This window comes from Cohnella sp. (assembly GCF_041641335.1).
In the GTDB taxonomy this organism is placed as follows: domain Bacteria; phylum Bacillota; class Bacilli; order Paenibacillales; family Paenibacillaceae; genus Cohnella.
In genome coordinates, this window is sequence record NZ_JBEPYQ010000006.1 from 56,129 (window position 1) to 77,863 (window position 21,735).

21 protein-coding genes and 1 pseudogene are annotated in these 21,735 nt (G+C 57.1%); 16 read left to right on the forward strand and 6 right to left on the reverse strand.

All coding sequences use genetic code 11. The features are described from left to right. Positions 1-41: 41 nt before the first annotated feature. Positions 42-1,145, reverse strand: a complete 1,104-nt coding sequence (locus tag ACESLM_RS03180; RefSeq protein ID WP_372629968.1) for a Gfo/Idh/MocA family protein — start codon at positions 1,143-1,145, stop codon at positions 42-44. A 254-nt stretch (positions 1,146-1,399) separates the two neighbouring features. Between ACESLM_RS03180 and ACESLM_RS03185 the strand changes: the two genes are divergently transcribed. From ACESLM_RS03185 to ACESLM_RS03220, 8 genes are all read left to right on the forward strand, one after another. Next, positions 1,400-1,981, forward strand: coding sequence for an SLOG family protein (locus ACESLM_RS03185; RefSeq protein ID WP_372629917.1), 582 nt, complete (start codon positions 1,400-1,402; stop codon positions 1,979-1,981). 241 nt (positions 1,982-2,222) lie between these two features. After that, positions 2,223-5,753: a carbohydrate-binding domain-containing protein gene (locus ACESLM_RS03190; RefSeq protein ID WP_372629918.1), complete on the forward strand. Its 3,531-nt coding sequence runs from the start codon at positions 2,223-2,225 to the stop codon at positions 5,751-5,753. A gap of 672 nt (positions 5,754-6,425) precedes the next feature. Next, entirely contained in the window at positions 6,426-7,031 is a 606-nt protein-coding gene (locus ACESLM_RS03195) for a DUF2087 domain-containing protein (RefSeq protein ID WP_372629919.1), read from the forward strand. Between the two features lie 104 nt (positions 7,032-7,135). Then, positions 7,136-7,579: a signal peptidase II gene (locus tag ACESLM_RS03200; protein ID WP_372629920.1), complete on the forward strand. Its 444-nt coding sequence runs from the start codon at positions 7,136-7,138 to the stop codon at positions 7,577-7,579. A 30-nt stretch (positions 7,580-7,609) separates the two neighbouring features. Continuing rightward, positions 7,610-8,209, forward strand: coding sequence for a P-loop nucleotide/nucleoside kinase family protein (locus ACESLM_RS03205; RefSeq protein ID WP_372629921.1), 600 nt, complete (start codon positions 7,610-7,612; stop codon positions 8,207-8,209). A gap of 364 nt (positions 8,210-8,573) precedes the next feature. Continuing rightward, positions 8,574-9,179 carry a YqaA family protein gene (locus ACESLM_RS03210; protein WP_372629922.1) on the forward strand — a complete coding sequence of 202 codons (606 nt, stop codon included), beginning with the start codon at positions 8,574-8,576 and terminating at the stop codon, positions 9,177-9,179. Between the two features lie 40 nt (positions 9,180-9,219). After that, positions 9,220-10,026 carry an adenosylmethionine decarboxylase gene (gene speD, locus ACESLM_RS03215; protein WP_372629923.1) on the forward strand — a complete coding sequence of 269 codons (807 nt, stop codon included), beginning with the start codon at positions 9,220-9,222 and terminating at the stop codon, positions 10,024-10,026. 50 nt (positions 10,027-10,076) lie between these two features. Further along, positions 10,077-10,292 carry a hypothetical protein gene (locus ACESLM_RS03220; protein WP_372629924.1) on the forward strand — a complete coding sequence of 72 codons (216 nt, stop codon included), beginning with the start codon at positions 10,077-10,079 and terminating at the stop codon, positions 10,290-10,292. A gap of 101 nt (positions 10,293-10,393) precedes the next feature. On the opposite strand, the gene ACESLM_RS03225 is transcribed toward ACESLM_RS03220, so the two are convergent. Then, positions 10,394-11,245 carry an aldo/keto reductase gene (locus tag ACESLM_RS03225; RefSeq protein WP_372629925.1) on the reverse strand — a complete coding sequence of 284 codons (852 nt, stop codon included), beginning with the start codon at positions 11,243-11,245 and terminating at the stop codon, positions 10,394-10,396. 331 nt (positions 11,246-11,576) lie between these two features. Between ACESLM_RS03225 and ACESLM_RS03230 the strand changes: the two genes are divergently transcribed. Then, entirely contained in the window at positions 11,577-12,761 is a 1,185-nt protein-coding gene (locus tag ACESLM_RS03230; protein WP_372629926.1) for an ROK family transcriptional regulator, read from the forward strand. A gap of 16 nt (positions 12,762-12,777) precedes the next feature. Continuing rightward, on the forward strand, positions 12,778-13,722 hold the full coding sequence (locus ACESLM_RS03235; protein WP_372629927.1) for an ROK family protein: 945 nt from the start codon (positions 12,778-12,780) through the stop codon (positions 13,720-13,722). A 20-nt stretch (positions 13,723-13,742) separates the two neighbouring features. Here ACESLM_RS03235 and ACESLM_RS03240 read toward each other — a convergent pair whose 3' ends face one another. The 4 genes from ACESLM_RS03240 to ACESLM_RS03255 all read right to left on the reverse strand — a co-directional run bounded on the left by ACESLM_RS03240 (position 13,743) and on the right by ACESLM_RS03255 (position 17,284). Beyond that, the gene (locus ACESLM_RS03240) at positions 13,743-14,819 is read right to left on the reverse strand and encodes a phosphodiester glycosidase family protein (protein ID WP_372629928.1); all 1,077 of its coding nucleotides are present in this window, start codon (positions 14,817-14,819) and stop codon (positions 13,743-13,745) included. Continuing rightward, positions 14,816-15,241: a hypothetical protein gene (locus ACESLM_RS03245; protein WP_372629929.1), complete on the reverse strand. Its 426-nt coding sequence runs from the start codon at positions 15,239-15,241 to the stop codon at positions 14,816-14,818. Before ACESLM_RS03245 ends, ACESLM_RS03240 begins: the two co-directional genes overlap by 4 nt. A gap of 197 nt (positions 15,242-15,438) precedes the next feature. Further along, a complete protein-coding gene (locus ACESLM_RS03250; RefSeq protein WP_372629930.1) occupies positions 15,439-16,317 on the reverse strand; it encodes a tetratricopeptide repeat protein in 879 nt (292 codons plus the stop codon). A gap of 13 nt (positions 16,318-16,330) precedes the next feature. Next, positions 16,331-17,284: an ATP-binding protein gene (locus ACESLM_RS03255; RefSeq protein ID WP_372629969.1), complete on the reverse strand. Its 954-nt coding sequence runs from the start codon at positions 17,282-17,284 to the stop codon at positions 16,331-16,333. A 314-nt stretch (positions 17,285-17,598) separates the two neighbouring features. Between ACESLM_RS03255 and tnpA the strand changes: the two are divergent. The 6 genes and pseudogenes from tnpA to ACESLM_RS03285 form a co-directional block, all read left to right on the forward strand. Beyond that, positions 17,599-17,917: pseudogene (gene tnpA / locus ACESLM_RS03260) on the forward strand (IS200/IS605 family transposase). A gap of 6 nt (positions 17,918-17,923) precedes the next feature. Next, positions 17,924-19,027, forward strand: a complete 1,104-nt coding sequence (gene tnpB, locus ACESLM_RS03265) for an IS200/IS605 family element RNA-guided endonuclease TnpB (RefSeq protein ID WP_372629931.1) — start codon at positions 17,924-17,926, stop codon at positions 19,025-19,027. Positions 19,028-19,204: 177 nt separating this feature from the next. Next, positions 19,205-20,068 carry a DUF72 domain-containing protein gene (locus ACESLM_RS03270; RefSeq protein WP_372629932.1) on the forward strand — a complete coding sequence of 288 codons (864 nt, stop codon included), beginning with the start codon at positions 19,205-19,207 and terminating at the stop codon, positions 20,066-20,068. Positions 20,069-20,088: 20 nt separating this feature from the next. Then, complete coding sequence (locus ACESLM_RS03275; RefSeq protein ID WP_372629933.1) at positions 20,089-21,075, forward strand: Gfo/Idh/MocA family protein; 987 nt, start codon at positions 20,089-20,091, stop codon at positions 21,073-21,075. Positions 21,076-21,078: 3 nt separating this feature from the next. Continuing rightward, entirely contained in the window at positions 21,079-21,387 is a 309-nt protein-coding gene (locus ACESLM_RS03280) for an MFS transporter (protein WP_372629934.1), read from the forward strand. 39 nt (positions 21,388-21,426) lie between these two features. Further along, positions 21,427-21,735 (forward strand): hypothetical protein (locus ACESLM_RS03285; RefSeq protein ID WP_372629935.1); only part of this gene is annotated, 309 nt, incomplete at its 3' end.

Genomic DNA, 21,735 nt, shown 5'->3' on the forward strand with positions numbered 1-21,735 from the left:
CTCTATGGAAAAATGGCAGGCTCTTGCGGTCGGTCAGGCGGTTAGACGTCGAGACGGTTGTACTTCAGCCCGAGCGGCAGCGGTTCGGGGCGTTCGACGGTCGAAGCGACGGCGATGTGGCGCTCTTCCCGCGACGATTCGAAAATACCGAGGGAGACGTCGAGCACATGGCGGGCGAGCGCGCCGCTCGCGCGGTGGCTTCGGCCGCCGCGAATGGCATACGCCATGTCGGCCAGTCCGATGCCGCGGGTGTCTTCCGTGAAGCCGTGGGCGATCGGGAATTCCTTCGTCTCGCCGCTCGGGAATTGCACGGCGACGCGTCCGCCGAAGAAGTTCGGATCGTTCGCGATCAGGTTGCCCTCCGTGCCGAAAATCTCCAGCCGCGGCAGATAGCCGAAGCTCTCCTTGGCGGCCTGCAGGCTGCCGACCGCTCCGCCGGCGAAGTCCAGCACGGCGGAGACGTTCGTCGGCGCTTCGATGGGCACCGTCTCTCCGTACGCCGCCGACTTCGGGTTCCGCACCGTCATCTCGCGGTGCAGCTGCTGCGCCGTTCCGGACACTCTGCGCACCGGACCGAGCAGGAACACCATGGCGGTCAAATAGTAGGGCGCCATGTCCATGATCGGGTCTCCGCCCAGCTTGAGGAAGTTGCGGAAGTTGGGATGCAGTCCGTTCCAGGCGTTGCCCATCACGATCGTGCCGTTCGCGGAATAGGGCGTGCCGATCCAACCGTCGTCGATTAGCTTGCGACAGGTTTGCAGCCCGCCGCCGAGGAACGTATCGGGCGCGCAGCCGACGAGCAGACCTTGCTTCTCGGCCAGCTCCAGCACTTCGTTCGCGTCCTCGCGGGTCAACGCGAACGGCTTCTCCGTATAGACGTGCTTTCCTGCCCGCAAGGCGGCCAGATTGATCGGAGCGTGCGCGACCGGAGCGGTCAGGTTCAGCACGAGCTCGATGTCGGGATCGGCCAGCAGCCGCTCCACGGTCCAGGCGTTCGGAACGCCGAACTGCTCCGCACGCTTCGCCGCAAGCTCGGGCACTTGGTCCGCAACCGCTTTCACTTCGATGATGTCGTCGAACGTTTCCGTTAAATTTTTCAGGTAGATACCGCTGATCTGTCCCGTTCCTATGACTCCTACGACCACTTTACGCAAGGGAATCCTCCTCTACGGAATAGCTTATCTCGCTCTCATTATTGCTCAGCGCGCCCAAACTCTCAATAGAGAAAGCAGGCGTCGAACTGGACAAATCTGATATTTTTTCGCGAAGCGACGGCGCGCTTAAGGGCTCGGGTTGCAGAAATGGTTGAGCGGGGCGGCTTGGCGCGGGACTTGCAGATGATGCTCCTGAGGAAATCTGTTACACTGGTCTCAACGACTTTCGTCATGAAGGAGAACGGATGAAAAATCTGCTGATTACCGGATACCGCGCCCACGAGCTGGGCATTTTCGACCAGAAGCACAAAGGCATTCCCTATATTCGCCGGGCGATCGAGGCGAGATTAATCCCGCTGCTCGAGGACGGGCTGGAATGGATTATTACCCCCGGCCAGTACGGCGTCGACTTATGGGCATGCGAGACGGCGCTGGAGCTGAAGGAGCAATACCCCCATCTGAAAATATCGATTCTGACCGCCTTCGCCGGACAAGAGGAGAAGTGGAAGGAGGACAAGCAGGAATATTATCGCGGCATCGTCCGGCGCGTCGATTATTTCGGCTCGGTCAGCAAGCAGCCGTTCAGCGGGGCTTGGCAGTTTCAAGCGCGGGACGACTTGCTGCTCCGCAAGACGGACGGTATTCTGCTCGTCTACGACGACGACGCGGGAGAAGGGAGTCCCAAGTTCATGAAGATGAAGGCGCTGCGGAAAAACGCGGAGGAAGGCTACGGATACATCGCGATCGGGGCGGAGGAAATTCAGAATGTCGCGAACGAGCAGGCTTACGGCGAATTCGGCTATGACGACGAGTTTCGTCAAAACTAGCGATTGTCAAAACGGAAATTATGAATTATAGTAAAGAAAACGTTTTCTGAATTCGGCGAAACCAGCGCGTAGAGAGAAGCATTCTATGGAGGCGTACTGCGGCGAAGAGGGGAAACGTTCTTTTTTGCAGGTTTTAGAAAACGTTTTCTAATATATTGGTCATTGAGTGAGAAAGGAGGAAAAGAAGCGTTCGGATCGTTGCGAGTAGGTCTCATTCTATTGTTTGGAGGAGGATTCAACCGTGAAGAGGAGCATCCGGAAACGACTTCTTGTATGGGCTATGATCGGATCATTGCTGCTGGCGCTTTATCCTTTTTGGTCGGTTTCCGCAGTGGCGGGAAAGGGGGACGAAGCTCAGGGAGGAGCTTCGTCCAGCGTAACGGAAGCGGTATTTTTGCTCGGGAACGATAACGTGCTGAAGCCGTCCGCGGCGGGCGCGCTGCGAATCGTCGAGGAGAACGGGATGAAAACGCTGGCCGGGGAGGACGGGCAGCCGATTCAACTTCGGGGAATGAGCACGCACGGGCTGCAGTGGTTCCCGGAGATTATTAACGACAACGCGTTCGCCGCGCTGGCGGGAGATTGGGAGTCCAATGTCATCCGGCTCGCGATGTACGTAGGAGAGAACGGTTATGCGTCCAACCCCGCTGTCATCAAGCAGAGAGTCATCGACGGCATCGAATATGCGATCGCCAACGATCTGTACGTCATCGTCGACTGGCACGTGCACGACCCCGGCGACCCGAATGCCGAAGTGTATGCGGGAGCAATGGATTTTTTTACGGAAATATCCGGTTTGTATCCGAACAACGAGCACATCATTTACGAATTGGCTAACGAGCCGAGCGGCAATGCGCCGGGCGTGACGAACGACGCCGCGGGCTGGGGGAAAATCAAAGATTACGCGGAGCCGATCGTCGGCATGCTGCGGGCGAACGGCAACGACAACGTGATTATCGTGGGCAGTCCGAACTGGAGCCAGCGTCCCGACCTGGCGGCCGACGACCCGATCGAAGATCCGAATACGGGGGAGACGGACCCTAATACGGTATATACGGTCCATTTCTATACCGGCACGCACATGCCGGCCGACGACAGCTCCAGCAGGGAGAACGTCATGAGCAACGCCCGCTATGCGCTGGAGAACGGCGTCGCGATTTTCGCCACGGAGTGGGGGACGAGCGAAGCGAGCGGCAACAACGGCCCCTATCTGGCCGAGGCGGACGTCTGGCTGAACTTCCTGAACGAGCACAATGTCAGCTGGGTGAACTGGTCGCTCACGAACAAGAACGAGACGTCCGCGGCGTTCACGCCGTTCGAGCTCGGCAAGAGCGAGGCGACGAATCTGAACCCCGGCGACGACAAGCTGTGGTCGATTCCGGAGCTGAGCGTATCGGGCGAATACGTCAGGGCGAGAATCAAGGGCATCCCTTACGAGCCGATCGACAGAACTCCGCGCGAGGAATTCTCGACGGTCGTCTGGGACTTCGACGACGGAACCGCGCAAGGGTTCGGGTTGAATGGGGACAGCCCGGTGAAGAGCGTGGAGGTCGCCGGCGACAACGGCAGATTAAAGCTGTCGGGCATGGAAGCGAGCAGCGACGTATCGGAAGGCAACTACTGGGCCAACGTGCGGCTGTCCGCGGACGGTTCGAGCGCCCGTCCCGATATTCTTGGCGCGGATCGGCTGACGCTGGACGTCTTCGTCTCCGCGCCGACGACGGTGGCGATCGCCGCGATTCCGCAAAGCGCTTCCCATGGCTGGCTGAATCCGAATCGCGCGGTTGTGGCGCAGCCTGCCGATTTCGAAGCGCAGGACGACGCAACCTACAAAGCGACGATTACGCTCACGAAAGACGATGCGCCCAACCTCGCGGTTATCGGCGAAGACGGCGCGGACAGCGTCATGACCAACCTTGTTCTGTTCATCGGAGCGGAAGACGCGGAGTGGGTTGCCTTGGACAACGTGACCGTGTCCGGGGTGCGGGAGATCGTCGAGCAGCCGGTCGTGCACGATCCGTTGGGGACGCCGACGCTTCCGTCCACGTTCGAGGATTCGACCCGTCAAGGCTGGGCCTGGGACGGCGGCTCGGGAGTGAAGAGCGCGCTGACGATTCGGCCTGCGAACGGATCGAAAGCAATCGCTTGGGATGTCGCGTATCCGGAAGTGAAGCCTTCCGACGGCTGGGCGTCCGCGCCGCGCATCGTGCTGGGCGGGATCAACGCCACTCGGGGGGCGAACCGGTACTTGCTGTTCGATTTTTATTTGCAGCCGGTTCGCGCGTCCGAAGGCGCCTTGTCTATCCATCTGGCCTTCGCGCCTCCGAGCCTCGGCTATTGGGCCCAGGCGGCGGAGAACTATAATATCGCGCTGAACGCTTTGTCCTCGCAGGTCAGAACGTCCGACGGACTCTACCGCTATCAGATCAGCTTCGATCTGACGAAGATCGCGGACAACAAAGTGATCGCCGCGGATACCGTGCTTCGCGACATTACGATCGTCGTGGCAGATGGCGCGAACGATTACGCCGGCACGATGTATATGGACAATGTCCGATTTGCCGAATCCGCAACCGTACCTGGAGGAGAAAACGGCGGCAACGGCGGAGGCGGTGGCAGCGGAGACAGCGGTGGGGGAGGAACGTCGGATACCGTCGAGGAAGGCGCCGTGCTCGTACGGGAGCCGAAAGCCGATGCTTCGGGCAGCATCACCGTATCGCTTGGGGCCGGTGAATCGAGAGTGCTTCTGCCTGCGGACGCGGCGGCGTTGGCGGACGCCAAATCGCTTGCGGTGACCGGCGCCGGCGGCTCCCTCGACATTCCGGGAGACGTGCTGCGCAGCCTGCTGGCGCTCGTATCCGGCGAGGAGCGCAAAGAGTCGAAGCTGTCAATTACGCTTAGACCGATGGAAGCGTCGGAGGCATCCGCCCTGGCGAAGAAAGCCGACGAAGCTAGCGAGGCCGAGCTGCGTTTGGCGGGACCGATTCTGGAGCTGGAACTGGCGCTTATCACTAAAGACGGCAAGACAATGAAGCCGGAAAGTTTCGATCCTCCCGTTCAGTTGAGGATAAAAGCAAACGACGGGGCGAACCGCGACTTGGCGGGAGTGTACCTGATCGCGGACGACGGGAAGATAAACTATCTGGGCGGCCGGGGGGTAGATGGAGAAATCCTCGTTTCTCTTCATCACTTCAGCAAATATGCCGTGCTGGAGTACGACCGTTCGTTCGCCGACGTTCCGGCCGGTTTCTGGGCCGCGGACGCCATCCGAAAGCTGTCCGCCAAGCATCTTGTGGGGGGAGTCGAGGCCGGCCGCTTCACTCCGAACGGCAAGGTGACGAGAGCCGAATTCGCGGCCATGCTTGCGAATGCGCTCGGTCTTAAGGCCGAGAGGGGGGCCGCGTTCGAAGACGTCGATCCGGGCGAAGATTACGCCGACGCGATTGCGGCGGCCAGCCAAGCCGGCATAGTTCAAGGACGGGACGGCGACCGGTTCGTTCCGAACGACCCGGTCACGCGCGAGGAGATGGCGGTAATGATCGTTCGCGCTTACGAGGCGAAGTCCGGCAAGAAGGCGCCGGACGCTTCGACGGGCTCGACCGGGTTCGAGGACGAACGGTCTATCTCCGGATGGGCGAGCGATGCGGTCGCAGCCGCTCGTGTGCTCGGTCTCGTACAAGGCAAAGGCTCGGGACGGTTCGAGCCTCAGCATTACGCGACGCGCGCGGAGAGCGCGCAAGTCGTCTGGCGTCTGCTGGAAGCGACGAAATAAAGATGGGGGTCATTCCGCCGACCGCGAGCTTCGTGGCCGGGGGGATGGCCCCTTTTTCGTCTGGTTGCAGTTCAGCCATCTTTGGCATGCCCAATGTGAATTGCAGATGTAGAGATTCTGCCGCGGGATTTATCGCTCTCTGACTCTTTGCCGGTATCCCGTTCAGTCAGTTTCTGCGCCGCATTCTGAATCTGTACGTAGTACCTTTTCCGTTCCTTCGCCGGTATCCCATTCAGTCAGGTTGGTCGTACGCATCCTGTGAGATCAGACATGACCTATCCTCCATTTATCTTTATCCCGACGGCTCAGAAATCTGATGATTTAGCGTTTGGCGACAAGCTATCCCGAATAATCGGTTGATCATCCTTACGGCTGCGAATTAGCGTTCAGCAGCTTCTGTTGCCGTGAGGCTCGGGCCAGTCCGCCAGACTGGGAATGGCTGCAAGACTCCGCGGGCTTCGGATGAGTGATTGTAGAAGAGTGGATGCAATCTACCAGATACCGGATGTTACTGCCAACTGACTCAAAGGGATAGCGGCAAAGGGGGGAAAGGAGATGAGATGGCTGCCTTCCTCTCCTGGCACCATTGACAACGTCATCGCTGATCTTTATATTTATATTTAATAAACATCTAATTAGATAATCATTAAATTTATAAAAGGAGATCGAAGCATGCAACTCGACAAAGTCGTCGCCTACCACAAAGCGCTCGCCGATCCGACGAGAATCCGAATGTTGATTTTGCTTGCGGGCGGGGAGCGGAACGGGCAGACGCTGGCGGAGAAGCTGGCGGTGACGCCCGCGACGATTACGCATCACGCCGCGAAGCTTCGGGAGGCGAGCCTGATCAACGAACGCCGCGACAAAAACACGATCTATTTCTCGCTGAACGATTATTTTCTGAAGGGAAACGCCGAAGCCGCACTGCGCCTCATCTGTCGGGGGGCGGACGGAACGGAAGGAGAAGAGAACATGGAAGAAGAATTGGAGAGAACGCGGGCATCGGTCATTCGCCATTTTTTCACGAAGGAAGGCCGCTTGAAGCATGTGCCGGCGCAGCTTAAGAAGAAGCTGATCGTCCTGGAGCATATCGTCTCGCACTTGGAGAGCGGAAGGAAGTACGCCGAGAAGGAAATCAACGAATTCATCAAGCCATATCACGAGGATTTCGCGACGATGCGCCGGGAGTTCATCATGCACCAGTTCATGTACCGGGAAGACGGCGTATATGAGCTGAACCCGCGCGAGATGTGGGCCAAGTGGCAGCGCCTGTCTTGAACGCGAGAGATGCTCGGGAATAAGACCGTCCGGTTAACTCAAGCCGACGATTAAGCTATACTGGGGTAAACCCGGATCGACGGGGGCAGGAAGAAGGTCGGGATATGCCGTTCTACATCATCGCTTTTCTCGTCGTCGCAGCCGATCAGTTAACTAAAGCATGGGTAAGAGTGCATCTTGAGGTGGGAGAAACGCTGATCCTGTGGGGCAGGGAGTGGACCCGCTTTGAAAATAGCGGCATGGCGGGCAGTCTGCTGCAAGGCTACGGCAGGCTGTTCGGCGTGATTGCCGTCTTGTTCGTGCTGGGCGTGCTGATCTATCGGAAAAAAGGAGAAGCGCCTGGCATTATGATGGACGTCGCGCTTGGCTTTCTCGTAGGAGGAGCGATCGGCAACGGCGTCGATCGTCTGTTGTTCGGTCAGGTGACGGACTTTATCGTCCGATCGGGCGGCATCTTGAACGTTGCGGATCATGCGATCGAGATTGGAGCCGCGTTGACGGTACTGGCCATGATCGTAAGCTGGGCGAGGCGGAAGTTTGCTGGGTAATCGATACGGCGACAGGAGGTAGGTAATGCAATGGCGAAACTCGTATTTTTTATCGGCGGGGCGGGAGCGGGGAAGACGACATTGGCGAAAAAGCTGGCGGCCAGGCGGCGGTCGGTGCTGCTGGACATGGACACGCTGCTGAGACCGGCGGCGGAGGCGCTCATGACGCAGGCCGGGCTGGACCCGAGCGATCGGGATTCGGCCGAATACAAGCGGCTGTGCCGGGATCTGGGCTACCGGATCACGATGGACGCCGCTCTGGAGAACTTGGAGCTGGGCAACGACGCCTACGTGATAGGTCCCTTTACGAAGGAGACGGAAGATCCGGAATGGATCGGCGCGGAGTTGGCGAAACTCGGAGCGGCGGCAGCTGCTGTCGAGGTGAAGGTTGTCGTCGTCCATCTGGCCGACCTGGACGTCTATCGGGAACGTATTGAACGCCGGGCGACGGAGCTGGACCGCTGGAAGCTGGAGCACTGGGCCGATTTCAGCCGCTCGCTGACGAAGAGAGCGCCGAGATGGCCGCTCCCCGAAGGCAGCGTGCTGGATTACGACAATACGGCTCCCTTTGACGAAGAGGAGCTGGCCCGGCTGGAGACGTTTATTTATGGAGCGCCAAGCCGACCTTAAGAATGATCAGCGACCTGTGCCTAGACGCGACGAATGAATAGACATCCCGCAAAGGGGCTGCCCATAAGTAAGGGGCGTACAAGATTATCGTTGATAAAGAAGCGCTTCTGGCACTCATTCATCGATAATCGTTCGGTACGACTCTGATTACTTATGGGACAGCTCCTAATTCTTTTATACGCCTTTTCGACAGACGCCCCCGTCTGGAAACATTTATTTTCGGAAAAAAAACCAGACTTAAGTCTTATTTGAAACTCGACCTTAACAAATTGAGTATATAATAGTATAGGTATAGTATTTCAAGTAAGGAGGACCGCTTGGTCATCGACCCACAACCCAAGATCGTTTCGGATAGGAGCAGGCTATGTTTCAAAACTTGATTGACACATTAATGCAATTTGGCATCTGGGGATTGTTTATTCACTCTTTCGCCGACGCGATCTTTTTTCCGATTCCCGCCTTTTTCCTGCAAGTGCCCTTAAGCTTGATTCATCCCTCCAACGCATTGTGGCTGGCGACGGCCGGCTACGTGGCGTGTTTGCTCGGGACCCCTTTCGGTTACTTGATCGGCAAGCTGCTGGGACAATCGGTCTTGCATAAATTTCTGAAGAAATCCTGGATCGACGGAGCGACGCGGATGTTTCAGAAGAGCGGAGAAGCCGCGATCCTGATCGGTTCCTTCACTCCGATCCCGTTCAAGGTGTTCACGATCTTGTCCGGCGCTCTGAACTATCCGTTATGGAGGCTGATGGTTTACGCCGCAGTCGGACGGGCGGTCAAGTTCTATGCCGTCGGCTTGTTGGTCTATAGCTACGGTCGGGCCGCCGAAGGCATGGTGAAGGATATTTCCCTCTATATCGCCGCGATTGCCATTCCGCTCGTCGTTATTTTCCTCCTGATCAAGAAGAAAATCGCCAAGAAAAAAGCCTCCCAACAACCATCCCAAGACGTTCAAAGCGAATCGGACTAACGGATAACGGGTAAGATGTAGGGGAACGGGGGGATGACGAATGTCGACGGCCGATGATGATCGGATCACGCTGCACGGGTTCAACAACTTGACGAAGACGCTCAGCTTCAATATGTACGATATTTGTTATACGAAAACGAAGGAAGAACGCAAAGCGTATATCGCCTATATCGACGAACAGTACAATTCGGACCGCCTGACTCATATTCTGAGCACCGTTTCCGACATGATCGGGGCGCACGTGCTGAACACCGCCAAGCAGGATTACGTGCCCCAAGGAGCAAGCGTAACCTTGCTCGTCTCCGAAGGGCCGATCGTGGAAGTGCCGGCCGCTTCGTACGAGGAATCGCCCGGCCCGCTGCCGGGCAACGTCGTCATGCAGCTGGACAAGAGCCACGTCACCGTGCACACGTACCCGGAGTACCATCCGAGCGAAGGCATCAGCACGTTCCGCGCGGACATCGACGTTTCGACATGCGGCGAGATCTCCCCTCTTAAGGCGCTTAACTATTTGATCAGCTCGTTCGACACGGACATTATGACGATCGACTATCGCGTCAGGGGATTTACGAGGGACATTCACGGCCACAAGCTATTCATCGACCATAGCATTAACTCTATCCAAAATTACATTCCCGAAGAAATCGTGCGGCAATACGACATGATCGACGCTAACGTGTACCAGGAGCATATTTTCCATACGAAGTGCAAGCTGCGCGAATTCGATCTGAACAACTATTTGTTCGGCTACGGCAAGGACCAGTTGAGCCCGCGGGAGCAAGAAGCGATCACGAGGCAGTTGCAGGCGGAGATGGACGAGATCTTTTACGGAAAAAACAGGACTTGAACCGCCTCGGTGTTGTAGAATAGACGGGATACGATCATGGGGGCGAGAAAATGGACGACAGTCGCGCGAATCCGGCCGCTGAAGGCCAAGACGGGGATGACGGGAAGAAGCTGAGCCAGGCCGAAGCGATCAAGCGCATTCTGGAACGCAAGAAGCAGGGGCGCCAAGGCGCGGGCGGGAAGGGCGGCTTCTCGACGGAGACGAAGAAGATGAAGACGCAAATTCACAAGGTGCAAAACAACCAGAAGCGGCGTACGGGCGTCTGATCGCCCCAAGCAGCCGTTTCGACGCAGAAGGCTTTGTCTCCCGCAGGACCGCGGAGGAGACAAAGCCTTCTTTCGGATGCGCCCGGAGAGGGCGGCGTCGCTTAGAAGTTAAAGTTGTCCGGATCGGAGCCGACCCGCTGGTTGCGGTTAAGGGCATCGATGGCCGCGACGTCTTCCCCGCTGAGTTCGAAATCGAACAAGTCCGCGTTGCCGACAATGCGCGCCGGCTGAACCGACTTCGGAATCGTGACGATGCCGCTCTGCAGATTCCAGCGCAGCACGATCTGCGCGGCGGTTTTGCCATACTTGGCGGCAAGCGCCTCGATGGCTGGGTCCTTCAGCACGAGCCCTTGGGCCAGCGGGGACCAGGCTTCGATCTGAATGCCCTTGGATTGGGCGAATTCGCGGAGCCCGACCTGCGTCAAGTACGGGTGCAGCTCCACTTGGTCGACCGCCGGAACGATTTCCGCTTCGGCAAGCAAGTCTTCGAGGTGGTGGACGTGGAAGTTGCTGACGCCGATCGCCCGGACTTTGCCCGACTTATAAATATGCTCGAGCGCTTTCCACGTTTCTTTGTATTTGCCTTTGACCGGCCAATGGATGAGATAGAGATCCAGATAGTCGAGGCCCAGCTTCTTCAGGCTAAGGTCGAACGCGTCCAGCGTCGACCGGTAGCCTTGATCGGAGTTCCATACTTTGGAGGTGACGAACAGTTCTTCGCGAGGCACCGAGTATTCGCGGATCGCTTCCGCGATCGCTTGTCCGACGCCTTCCTCGTTCCGATAGATCGCCGCGGTATCGATGCTGCGATAACCGTGCTTGATGGCCGTTTTTACCGAATCGACGACTTCGTTTCCTTCCTGGACTTTGAATACGCCCAGTCCGAACCATGGCATGCGTACGCCGTTGTTCAGCGCTACCGAGTCTTGCAGATGAGAGGCCGTTTGGCTCATGATCAATCTCCTCCAATTCGTATGGGAATAGATTATATTTCTAGTATACGCAAGCCGCCGTATAAATTCAAAAACGACGGGATTCGAGCCGGTTCGTTGCGGTCGTCCAAGCCAGCGTGTGGCCGATTCCCGAGCGGAATTCCGCATGGATAGCAATGCCCGCTTGTCCGCCGGATCGCTCCGAGGGTATAATGAATGTGTGACTTAGCCGTTTTACGAATAAATTAGTCCAGTGAATGAAATAATTGCGGATGCGGCGTCGGCGCGAAAACTCGTTCCGGCTTATCTCTCCCTGACAGATATCCGCCGCAGGGCAGGAGGGACGGAAGTCGTGCGCGTTAAAGGAAATCTGCAATTGATGAAAGAGATCAACACGGCGATGATCATGAATCTGCTTCACCGGGAAGGGCGCATGACCCGGGCGGAGCTGACGAAGATCACCAAGCTGAGCGCGACGACGGTATCCGCGCTGATCGAAGAGCTGATCGGGAAAAACTTCGTCGAAGAGATCGGGGAGAAGCCGTCCGCCGGAGCGGGGAGGAAAGCGATCACGCTGCAGATCAACAAAGACGGCGGTTACGTGATCGGCATTTCTTTCGGCAACCGGTATTTGATCTGCGCCGTGCTGAACCTGCACGGTCAACTGATCTCCGAGTACAAGACGAAGATCGCGTTCGGCAACGATTCGCTGGCGGAGCAGATTCATTCCGCGCTGCGGGAGTGCATGGATCAAGCCGAGTCGGTCCGCTCCGAGCGGATCAAGGGAATCGGCATCTCGACGCCCGGCATTATCGACGAGCAGGAAGGCACCGTTCTGTTCTCGAGCTTGCTGAGGCTGACCAACTTCAACTTGAGAAGACAGGTGGCGGCTTTCTTCCCGGACGTGCCGATCAAGATCGTTAACGATTCCAACGCCGCCGCCTTCGCGGAGCATTACTCCGGAGCGGGGAAGGACAAGAGCAGTCTTGTCTACTTCACGATTAACGAAGGCATCGGCGCGGGCATCATTCTGAACGGCCAGATTCATTCGGGCTACCGGGGCTCGGCCGGAGAAATCGGACATATTCCGGTGGACTCCCAAGGGGAGATCTGCAATTGCGGTCAGCGCGGCTGCGTGGAGACCGTATTGACCAGTCCTTTTATCTTGAAAAGGTGCCAGGACGCGGCCAGAGAGCTGGGAGTCGCCGTCCCTGCCGATTTCGAGGAGGCGCTTGCCCGGTACGATGACGGAGAAGCGTGGCTGGAGCCGATCTTCGACCGGATTCTCGACGCAGCGCGGCTGATGATCGCGAGCGCCGTTAACTTCATGAGCCCCGAGGCCGTCATTATCGAGGGATGGATGAACCGCTCCGCGAAATTTTCCGACAAGCTCTCGGACGCCATGGAGAAGTTTCCTTTTCCGTTCCCGTTCACCCGGGATCGGGTACTGCAGGCGTCGTTCGGAGACAAAGGAGCTCTGTACGGCTCCGCGACGATCATGCTGCAAAAAATATTCAGCGCATCCGTTCTGGACTAATTGGGAGGTCATACACATGAGCAACAAAGTTTACGCAGGCATCGATCTGGGCGGGACGAAAATTCTCGCGCTTCTGTTGGACGAGCAAGGAGACGTCGTCTACCGTTCGGAAACCGCCACGCAGGCGCACGAAGGGGCGGAAGCCGTCATCGGCCGGATGGTCGGACTGATTAAGAGCAGCTTGACTTCCGAGCGGGAGCTTGCGAGCATCGGCGTCGCGACGGCAGGCACGTTAAACGCGAAAGAAGGCATCGTCGCGTACGCGGCAAATCTGGGCTGGAACGATATCCCCTTGGGCAAGCGGCTGGAGGAAGAGTTCGGCGTGCCCGTCAGCCTGGAGAACGACGCCAACGCGGCGGCTTACGGCGAGTGGGCGGCAGGCGCGGGAAAAGGCACGCAAAACTGCGTGTACGTGACCGTGTCGACGGGAATCGGGGCGGGCATCGTCAGCTCGGGCCGCCTCATTCGCGGCAGAGACAACAGCGCGGGCGAGCTGGGTCATATTACCGTCGACATGAACGGTCCCCGCTGCACCTGCGGCAACGCGGGCTGCCTGGAGCTGTACGCCTCCGGAACGGCAATCGCGAGAAACGCCGGGAAGCTGGCCGCCGAATATCCCGAGAAAGCCGCGGCTCTGCTCGGCAAAGCCGGGGGAGCGGCGCTGACCTCGCGTCATGTCGCGGAAGCGGCAGCCGAAGGCGACGAGCTGTCCATGCGCGTGCTGAGAGAAGCCGGTCACGCGCTGGGCAACGGCATGGTCACCATCATCCACGTCATGAATCCGGAAGTGGTTGTCATCGGAGGAGGCGCCGCGAACATCGGCGCCGCGCTGCTCGATCCGATGCACGAAGCGATCGCCGACCGCGGCATCTCCTCGATGGCGGCGGGCGTCCGCTTCGTTGGTCCGACGCTGGGCAAGGAAGCCGGAGCGATCGGCGCGGCGCTGCTCGTCGGGCAATAGGAAGCCCCGTTTTGCGCGGGTCAGGCAAAAAATAAGAAGTTCGTAGGAAGCTTGCGAAGCTGGCCGTCGGACGGATTGTTGATGACACGCCCGTTCCAGACGAGAGACGTCGAGCCGCCGCCGTCGAGGTTGTAGCCGTTGATCGCCCCGAAGCGCTTCAGCAAAATCTGCATCTCCGCCAGCGTCGCGCCAGAGCTGCCCTTCTCGTTGTAGCCGTCGACGACGAGGAACAGCAGCTGGTCGTCCTTGTAATTGGCGATGACCGTGCGGGGTGCCCGTTTCGGGCTTGTCTGCCACTTGGCCGGGATTTCCGCGGATCTCCCGTTCTGCAGCAGAATCGGCACGAAAGAAGCGCCGAACTTCGGGCTCTTCGCGTCGAGCTGCGACTTGTTGGAGAATTTGCCGCCGATCAGCTTGTTGCTCTCGTTCATGCCGACGAAGAACAGGTCCTTGTACGTCGGCTGGAACCCGCCCACGTATTCGCCGTCGACGATCGTCGTTCCGAGCGGATACCGCTTGCCGCCCCCGTCCGCGAAGCCGCCGCCGTTGATCCCGATAGCGGCTTTGTAGCGTTTGACCGCCTCGAGCGTCGTTTCCGCCCCGCCTTGAACGTCCTTGCCGAGCACGAGCTTCATGGCGTCTTCCTTCTTCAGCTTGATTTTCAGCGCGTAGCCGTTGAAGTGCTGGCTGTTCAAGGGGAACAATTGCGCCGTCAGCTTGTCCGAATTCATCGTGGAAGCCGGCTTGCCAAGCTTGCTCGTAATGCGCTTGTCGTAGATTTGATAAGGCCGCGCGGCTTGCTTGGAGGCGACTTCGGCAATCTGGTTCATGTCGGCGTTCGTCTTGTTGTACAGCGCGATCTGCTTCTTGATCGATTGGCCGGTGCCTTGGGCCAGAAGCTCGGCCTGACTCAAGCCGTCCATCACCGGGGCGGTGTCGGCGCTCAGATCGGACGATCGCGCTTCATTCGCCGGGTAAGCCGAGTCGGACAGCGCAAGCTCGACGTTCGAGACGAGCAGCCAGGCCAGCAGACCGAGAAAAGGAGCGGTCGCCAGGAGCAGCGTCCGGTTCATCGATCGGATGGAGGCGCTGCTCATTTCAGCACGTCCAAACTCTTCTTCAGCTCGTTAAGCTGCTTTTTCACTTCCGCGAGCTGCGTGTACAGCTTGTTGCTGTTGTCGGTTTTCGTATCGGCGTTGTCCTTGGCGAAGGTGAGCAGCTCGTTTAGCGTCTGCACCTGGCCGTCCAACTGCGCCATTTGCCCCTGAAAATCGGCTTCCAGCTCCGCGATCCGACTCTCGTAATCTTTCTGCATCGCCGCGATCTGCGAGGCGGTCTGCCGTTCCAGATTCGCGGACACCTGCTGCTGAATCCGGTCGGAATACCATTTCGTTCCGTAGACGCCCCCTGCGATCAGGGCCAGCCACAATAGGACGAAGAAGAGCGCGACGCCCTTGCGCCTGCGCCTGGACGATCTCTCTCTGTAAGTGTCGGCAGGTACGGTCTGGTTTGTCTCCACTCCCAATTCTCTCATCTCTCTTTTTCTAGCACCTCTCTTGTTGTCTATCGATATCCGCAGACTTCAGAATAGCTTGTCGAATTATGAACGCAGAACAAGCCGTAAAGTTGCTCTCGTCATGGGATTGTAACATACTTTCGAACGGAAGATGCCGTTCGGGACGGAATAGGCTCTTACCAATAAGTTCCGGCCGGAATTCAGCCCTTCCCGCCTCGCGGGGCGCGCCGGAAGCCGAAGACCTTTACGTGCACGAGCCATTTGCTGACCCAGTACGACGCGATATACAGCACGATGAAGACGAAGAGAAGCGGGCGGAACAGCAGCCAGCAGGCGACCCAGAGGAGAAGAATCTGCCAGGGCTTCATTCTCTTGAGGAAGTTCGGGAGCAGCAGGATTCGGTAAAACCAGTACGATTTCTGCAGCGTCTCCAAGTATTCGTCGCGCGTTTGCTTATTGTCGGGATCCAGGCGAACCGCGGCGCTCATCCGCTCCAACGCCTGCTTATAGTCGCTTCTCTGATCGGCTGCCCAGCCGGTGTAGAGCAGCACTTGCACGTTCTCCGGCTCTTCCCTCAACGCGGTTCTCTCCGCTTCCATGGACGCGTTGTACTCTCCGGACAGCGCGGCCGCGTACGAATAAACCGCGTAGCTCTCGGCGGAATGATCCAAGGCGACGGCTTGCAGGAGCAGGTCCTTGGCTTCAGCTACGTTTTTCGACAACAGCAGGTACTGGGCTTTTAAACGATAGATATAGCCTTCTTCCGGAAATAACCGCAGCATCTCCTCGGCGGTTCGCTTGAACGGCTCCCAATTTTGTCGCTCGTAATAGACGAACAGCCGGGTTCTCCACGCCAGCTCCGATTCGGGATCCCGCGCAAGCGCCTCTCCGCTCCAATGGAGCGCCTTGTCCATGTCGAGAAATCGGTATACGAAGGCCAGCCAAGCAAGCGCCTCGGCATCGTCCGGATCCTGCCGGATCCATTCCTCCGCTTCGTTCAGGGCGTCCTTATACCGCTCCCAAGAGACTAACTGCAAGATTTTATGCAAATACGGATGGCGGACTTGAAGGTGTTCCACCGGCGACTCCTCCTCAACGCAGCCTATGCTCTTTCATATAATCCAGCACTACCTGATAGTCTTTGTTCGAGTCGCTGAAGGTGGCGTAGTTTTTGGCCGTTTGAAACCACTCCAGCGTGGAAGGCTTTCTTTGTTTCAAGCTTTGCGAGAGATCGTCGTTCGTGATCGGTTGGATGCTGCCGGATTGCAGCGATCGCCGAAGAGCCGATTGCGTTGCCTCGTCCACGAGCCGGTTCAAGTCCGCCCCCGAGAACAGGTTCGTCTGCGACGAAAACTTGCGGAAGTCGAGCTCCTGCTGCGGTTTTTCCGACGTTTTCAGCCGCAGGATCGTTTCCCGTTCCGCCGCGCCGGGAGGGGCGACGAAAGCCAATTGGTTGAACCGTCCGGGCCGGCGCAGGGCCGTGTCCAAGTACCAGGGCGTATTCGTTGCCCCGATGACGAATACCTCTTGATTAAAGGAGTGCAATCCGTCGAGCTCGATCAGCAGTTGGTTAACGAGCATGCGTTCATGATGCTGGCGCATCTGGTGGCGGCTGCCCCCCAGCGCGTCCAACTCGTCGATAAACAGCACGCAAGGCTTCTCCGTGCGCGCCTTCTCGAACAGATCGTGCAGGTTGTGCTCGCTCTCTCCGATATACATCGATAGGATCGCCTGCAATTCGAGATGGATGAAGTTCGCTTTGATCTCCCCGGCAACCGCCCGGGCGAGGAACGTTTTGCCGCAGCCGGGCGGACCGTAGAGGAGTAGGCTTCCGCCGGCTTGCATGCCGAACGCCTGGAACAACTCGGGCTGCTGGAGGGGAAGGATGAAGTTCATGCGTATCGTCTGCTTCACTTCCTCCAAACCGCCGACGTCCGCGAACGTCGTGCCGGGTTGCTCCGTTTCCACGAGCGATTGCTTGTCCTTGTCGAAATGGATGACCTTGAGTTTAGGACGTTCCTTGTTTTTTTTCTCGTCGTCGAAGATGGTAATCGCTCCCGTCTATAGAATGCATTTTACACCTATTCGTCAAAATGGGACAAAAATCCTTTTGTAAGAAGCATAGAGCGACGCAGGATTGGAACGAACGTCTCGTTGCATTCCAGGCGGGCGCTTGATGCATAGTTTTCGCAAACTCGTGACTTCAGGCATGAGTTAGAAAACATCGGATAGGACGTGGCTTATGCCACGTTAACTATCCGACACATGTTTAGGTGACGATTACAACAATCCCTTTAATGTCAAGGTTTCTATAGGTGAATATCGCTGACATAGGTTATCCTGTAATCAGAGGTGATCATATGTCAGAAATAAAGCGTGGTCGTGGTTACGTCTATGCCATTCAGTACCACATCGTATGGGTGCGTAAAGTACCGACACAAGATACTTGTGGAAGAAGTCGACGTAAGACTAAAAGAAATTCTTATTCGGATTGCATCCGATAACAACTTCACTATATCTGAAATTGAAAGCGACTCCGATCACATTCATCTCTTAGTGGAATGTACACCACAGCATTCAATACCTGGTATGATTAAAGCGTTAAATTTTGTTGCAACAGTCAGTGAACATACAGAAGAGCAGATAAGAACGTATATCCAAAATCAGAAAGTGAAGTGAAAAGCAATGGTGGTGAATAAAGCTTATAAATTCCGAATTTATCCCACGCCAGAACAAGCAACACTCATTAACAAGACGATTGGATGCGCTCGATTTGTGTATAATCGTTTTCTAGCCCTATGGAGTGACACCTATAAAGAGACAGGAAAGGGCTTATCTTATGGAGCATGTTCTGCTGAACTCACCAAACTAAAACAAGAAATAGACTGGTTGAGAGAACCGGACAAATTTTCTTTACAAAATGCACTGAGGAATTTAAGTGACGCATACAATCGATTTTTCAAAAAACAAAACGATGCGCCAAAGTATAAGAGTAAAAAGAATCCTGTACAGTCCTATCAAACAAACTACACGAATGGAAATATTGAAATTGTAGACAATCAGATCAAGTTGCCTAAACTTGGACTTGTGAAATGGGCTAAAAGCCGTGAAGTTGAAGGGCGAATCCTGAACGCTACGATTACACGCAGGCCAAGCGGGAAATACTTTATATCCGTGCTTGCAGAAGTCAACATCCATGAGTTGCCGAAAACAGGCAAAGAAGTTGGCATCGATGTTGGGTTGAAAGATTTTGCAATTCTATCCAATGGTGTAGTCGTGGGCAACCCCAAATTCTTTCGCAGATGGGAAGAAAGACTGGCAAGAGCACAGCGTAAACTTACCCGTATGATGAAAGGCAGCAGCAACTGGAACAAGCAGCGCATCAAAGTAGCGCGTATTCACGAGAAAATCATGAATGCTCGTACGGACTACTTGCATCAGATTTCAACGCATATTGTCAAAAACCACGACATCATTGCGATTGAAGATTTACAGGTAGCCCATATGGTCAAGAATCGTAAGTTAGCCAAGGCCATTAGCGAGGTTTCCTGGTCGATGTTTCGCTCCATGCTAGAGTACAAAGCGAAGTGGTATGGCCGCATAGTAGTGGCTGTAGGCCCAACATTCGCATCTTCGCAATTATGCTCCTGCTGTGGCTATAAGCACAAAGATGTAAAAGATTTGAAGTTGCGTGAATGGGACTGCCCGGAATGTGGAGCGCATCACGACCGAGACTTTAACGCAAGCCTGAACATTCTTGCCGAAGGCAAAAGACTTCTTACTGTGTAATCCTTACACGAACTGTCGGAACGACAGGGTTAGCTTGGTGAACTTCTCTTCGTTAGAAGGGACTACCCAAGAATCTCGTGACTTTAGTCATGAGAGGTTCAAGAAAGGAAGCTAAACCGATAGACTCGTTGTAGGACGTCGAATCGGAGCGCGATCGACGGGAAGGAGGACACCGCCATGATTGTCATAGGCCTGGCCGGCTGGGGGGACCACGATCCGTTGTATCCGCCGGGGACGCCGGCGAAGGACAAGCTCAAGGGGTATGCCAGGCATTTCGCCATCGTGGAGATGGACAGCGCCTTCTACGCGGTGCAGCCTCCGGACAGGATGGCGCGCTATGCCGAGGAGACGCCGGAGGGCTTCGGCTTCGTCGTCAAAGCCTATCAGGGCATGACGGGCCATCTGCGAGGCAAGCCCTATTACGAGAACGACAACGACATGTACGGCTCGCTGCGGGACAGCTTGACTCCGCTTCGGGAAGCCGGCAAGCTGACGGCGGCGCTGTTCCAATATCCTCCCTGGTTCGATTGCACGAAAGAGAACGTCCGATTGCTGCGCGAGACGAAGAAAAGGATGGAAGGTTTCCCGTGCGCGCTCGAGTTCAGGCACCAGAGCTGGTTCGTGCCGGAGATGAGGGAGAGAACCCTTGCTTTCATGCGGGACGGGGGCTGGATTCACAGCGTGTGCGACGAGCCTCAGGCGGGTATCGGGTCGATCCCGATCGTTCCCGTGGCGACCAGCCCGGACTACACGCTCGTCCGCCTGCACGGCAGGAACGTAGGGGGCTGGAACCAGAGCGGCAACGCCAATTGGCGGGCAGTCCGCTACCTGTACGATTACAAGGAGAGCGAATTGGACGAGTGGACCGCGATCGTCCGGCGCCTGGCGGAGCAAAGCCGGACGGTGGGCGTCATTTTCAACAACAATTCGGGCGGACATGCGGCGGGCAACGCCAAGCAGCTGATGCGCATGCTGGGACAGCCCGTATACGAGCTTCCGGTCGTTCGCGCGCCGGAGCAGCTGGATTTGTTTAACATATAGAGACGAAGGGATTGGCGAACATGCTTAGATTCGGCATTATCGGAACGAACTGGATTACGGACGACTTCATCGACGCGGCGAAGAGGAACGACGATATCGCGCTGACGGCGGTATTCTCCCGAACGGAGGACAAGGGCCGCGCGTTCGCGGACAAGCATGGCATTCCGCACGTCTATACGGATCTGGAACGGTTCGCGTCAGCAGAAGAGTTCGATGCCGTCTATGTCGCGAGCCCGAATGCGGCCCACGCCGATCAGGCGATTCTGATCATGGGCAAGGGCAAGCACGTGCTGTGCGAAAAACCGCTCGCATCCAACACGCGCGAGGTGCGACGGATGATCGAGGCGGCGAAGGAGAACGGCGTGCTGCTGATGGAAGCGATGAAGTCGACGTTTACGCCGACGTTCCGGGCGGTGCGGGACAATTTGCACAAGATCGGAACGGTGCGCCGGTATTCCGGCAGCTACTGCCAATATTCGTCGCGCTACGATCTGTACAAGCGGGGAGAGCTGCCGAACGCGTTTAATCCGGCATTGTCGAACGGCGCGCTCATGGACCTCGGCGTCTATTGCCTCTATCCGCTCGTCGTGCTGTTCGGTGCGCCGGAGCGGGTACAGGCGAGCGCCTTCAAGCTGGCATCCGGCGCGGACGGAGCAGGCAGCCTGCTGCTCGGCTACGAGGGAATGGACGCGGTCGTGCATTACTCGAAAATCGTTGACTCGTACTCGAGCGCCGAGATTCAGGGCGAGAACGGAACGATCGTATTCGATAAAATCAGCCGTCCGGACACGGCGCACATCCGTTATCGCGACGGATCGGTCGAGGAGCTGACGCAGCCTCAGGAGGACAACGCGATGTACTACGAGGTGCGGGAATTCGCCGATCTGATCGCGGCCGGGAAGCTGGAGTCGGACGCGAATTCTTACGCCAACTCGATCAAGGTCATGGAGCTGATGGACGAAGCCCGCAGGCAGACGGGGCTCGTCTACCCGGCGGACAAGGAGTAACGCGTGTCGGTCGTCAACAGGCTTCGGGTTTTTAACTTTCTGTACTTCGCCATGTTCGCGCTGTTCCTGTCGTTCCTTCCCGTCTATGCCGCGAAGGTCGGCATATCGGGAACGCACATCGGGTTCGTGCTCGGCGTAGGCAGCTTCGTCAGCATCGTCTCCCAGCCGCTGTGGGGAATGGTCAGCGACAGGACGAAGACGATCAAGAACGGCCGGAGGCTGGGTATTCGACGAATTCGGCGGAGCCGCGCTGTATCGGGGAATGGCGGCCATGGCGCTGCTCGGACTGCTGCTCGGCGTCTATCTGGTTAAGAGACCGTCGGTAAATCTATCTCGGTGAGGCGAATAATCGTGGAAAATAAACAAATCGGAGTCATCGTGGAGCAAGGACCGCCGGATTGGGCGATCGTGCAGCAGAGGAACGGTTCGGCGGCCATCGGGCTGTCCGGGAAGTGGCGCACGGACGAGCCGGCGCGCGAGGCGCAGGCGTACGCCCGGGTCGTTCGCGAAGAAAGCGCGGAGACGGTCGTCGATTGGACGAAGGCGGAGATGACGGACGACCGCGGCTGGCGTGTCGTCCTGGACAACGTTCCGGCCGGCGGCCTGTACCGGATCGAGACGTGCTTGCGGATCGATGGCAATCCTGCGCTGGAGTGGGCC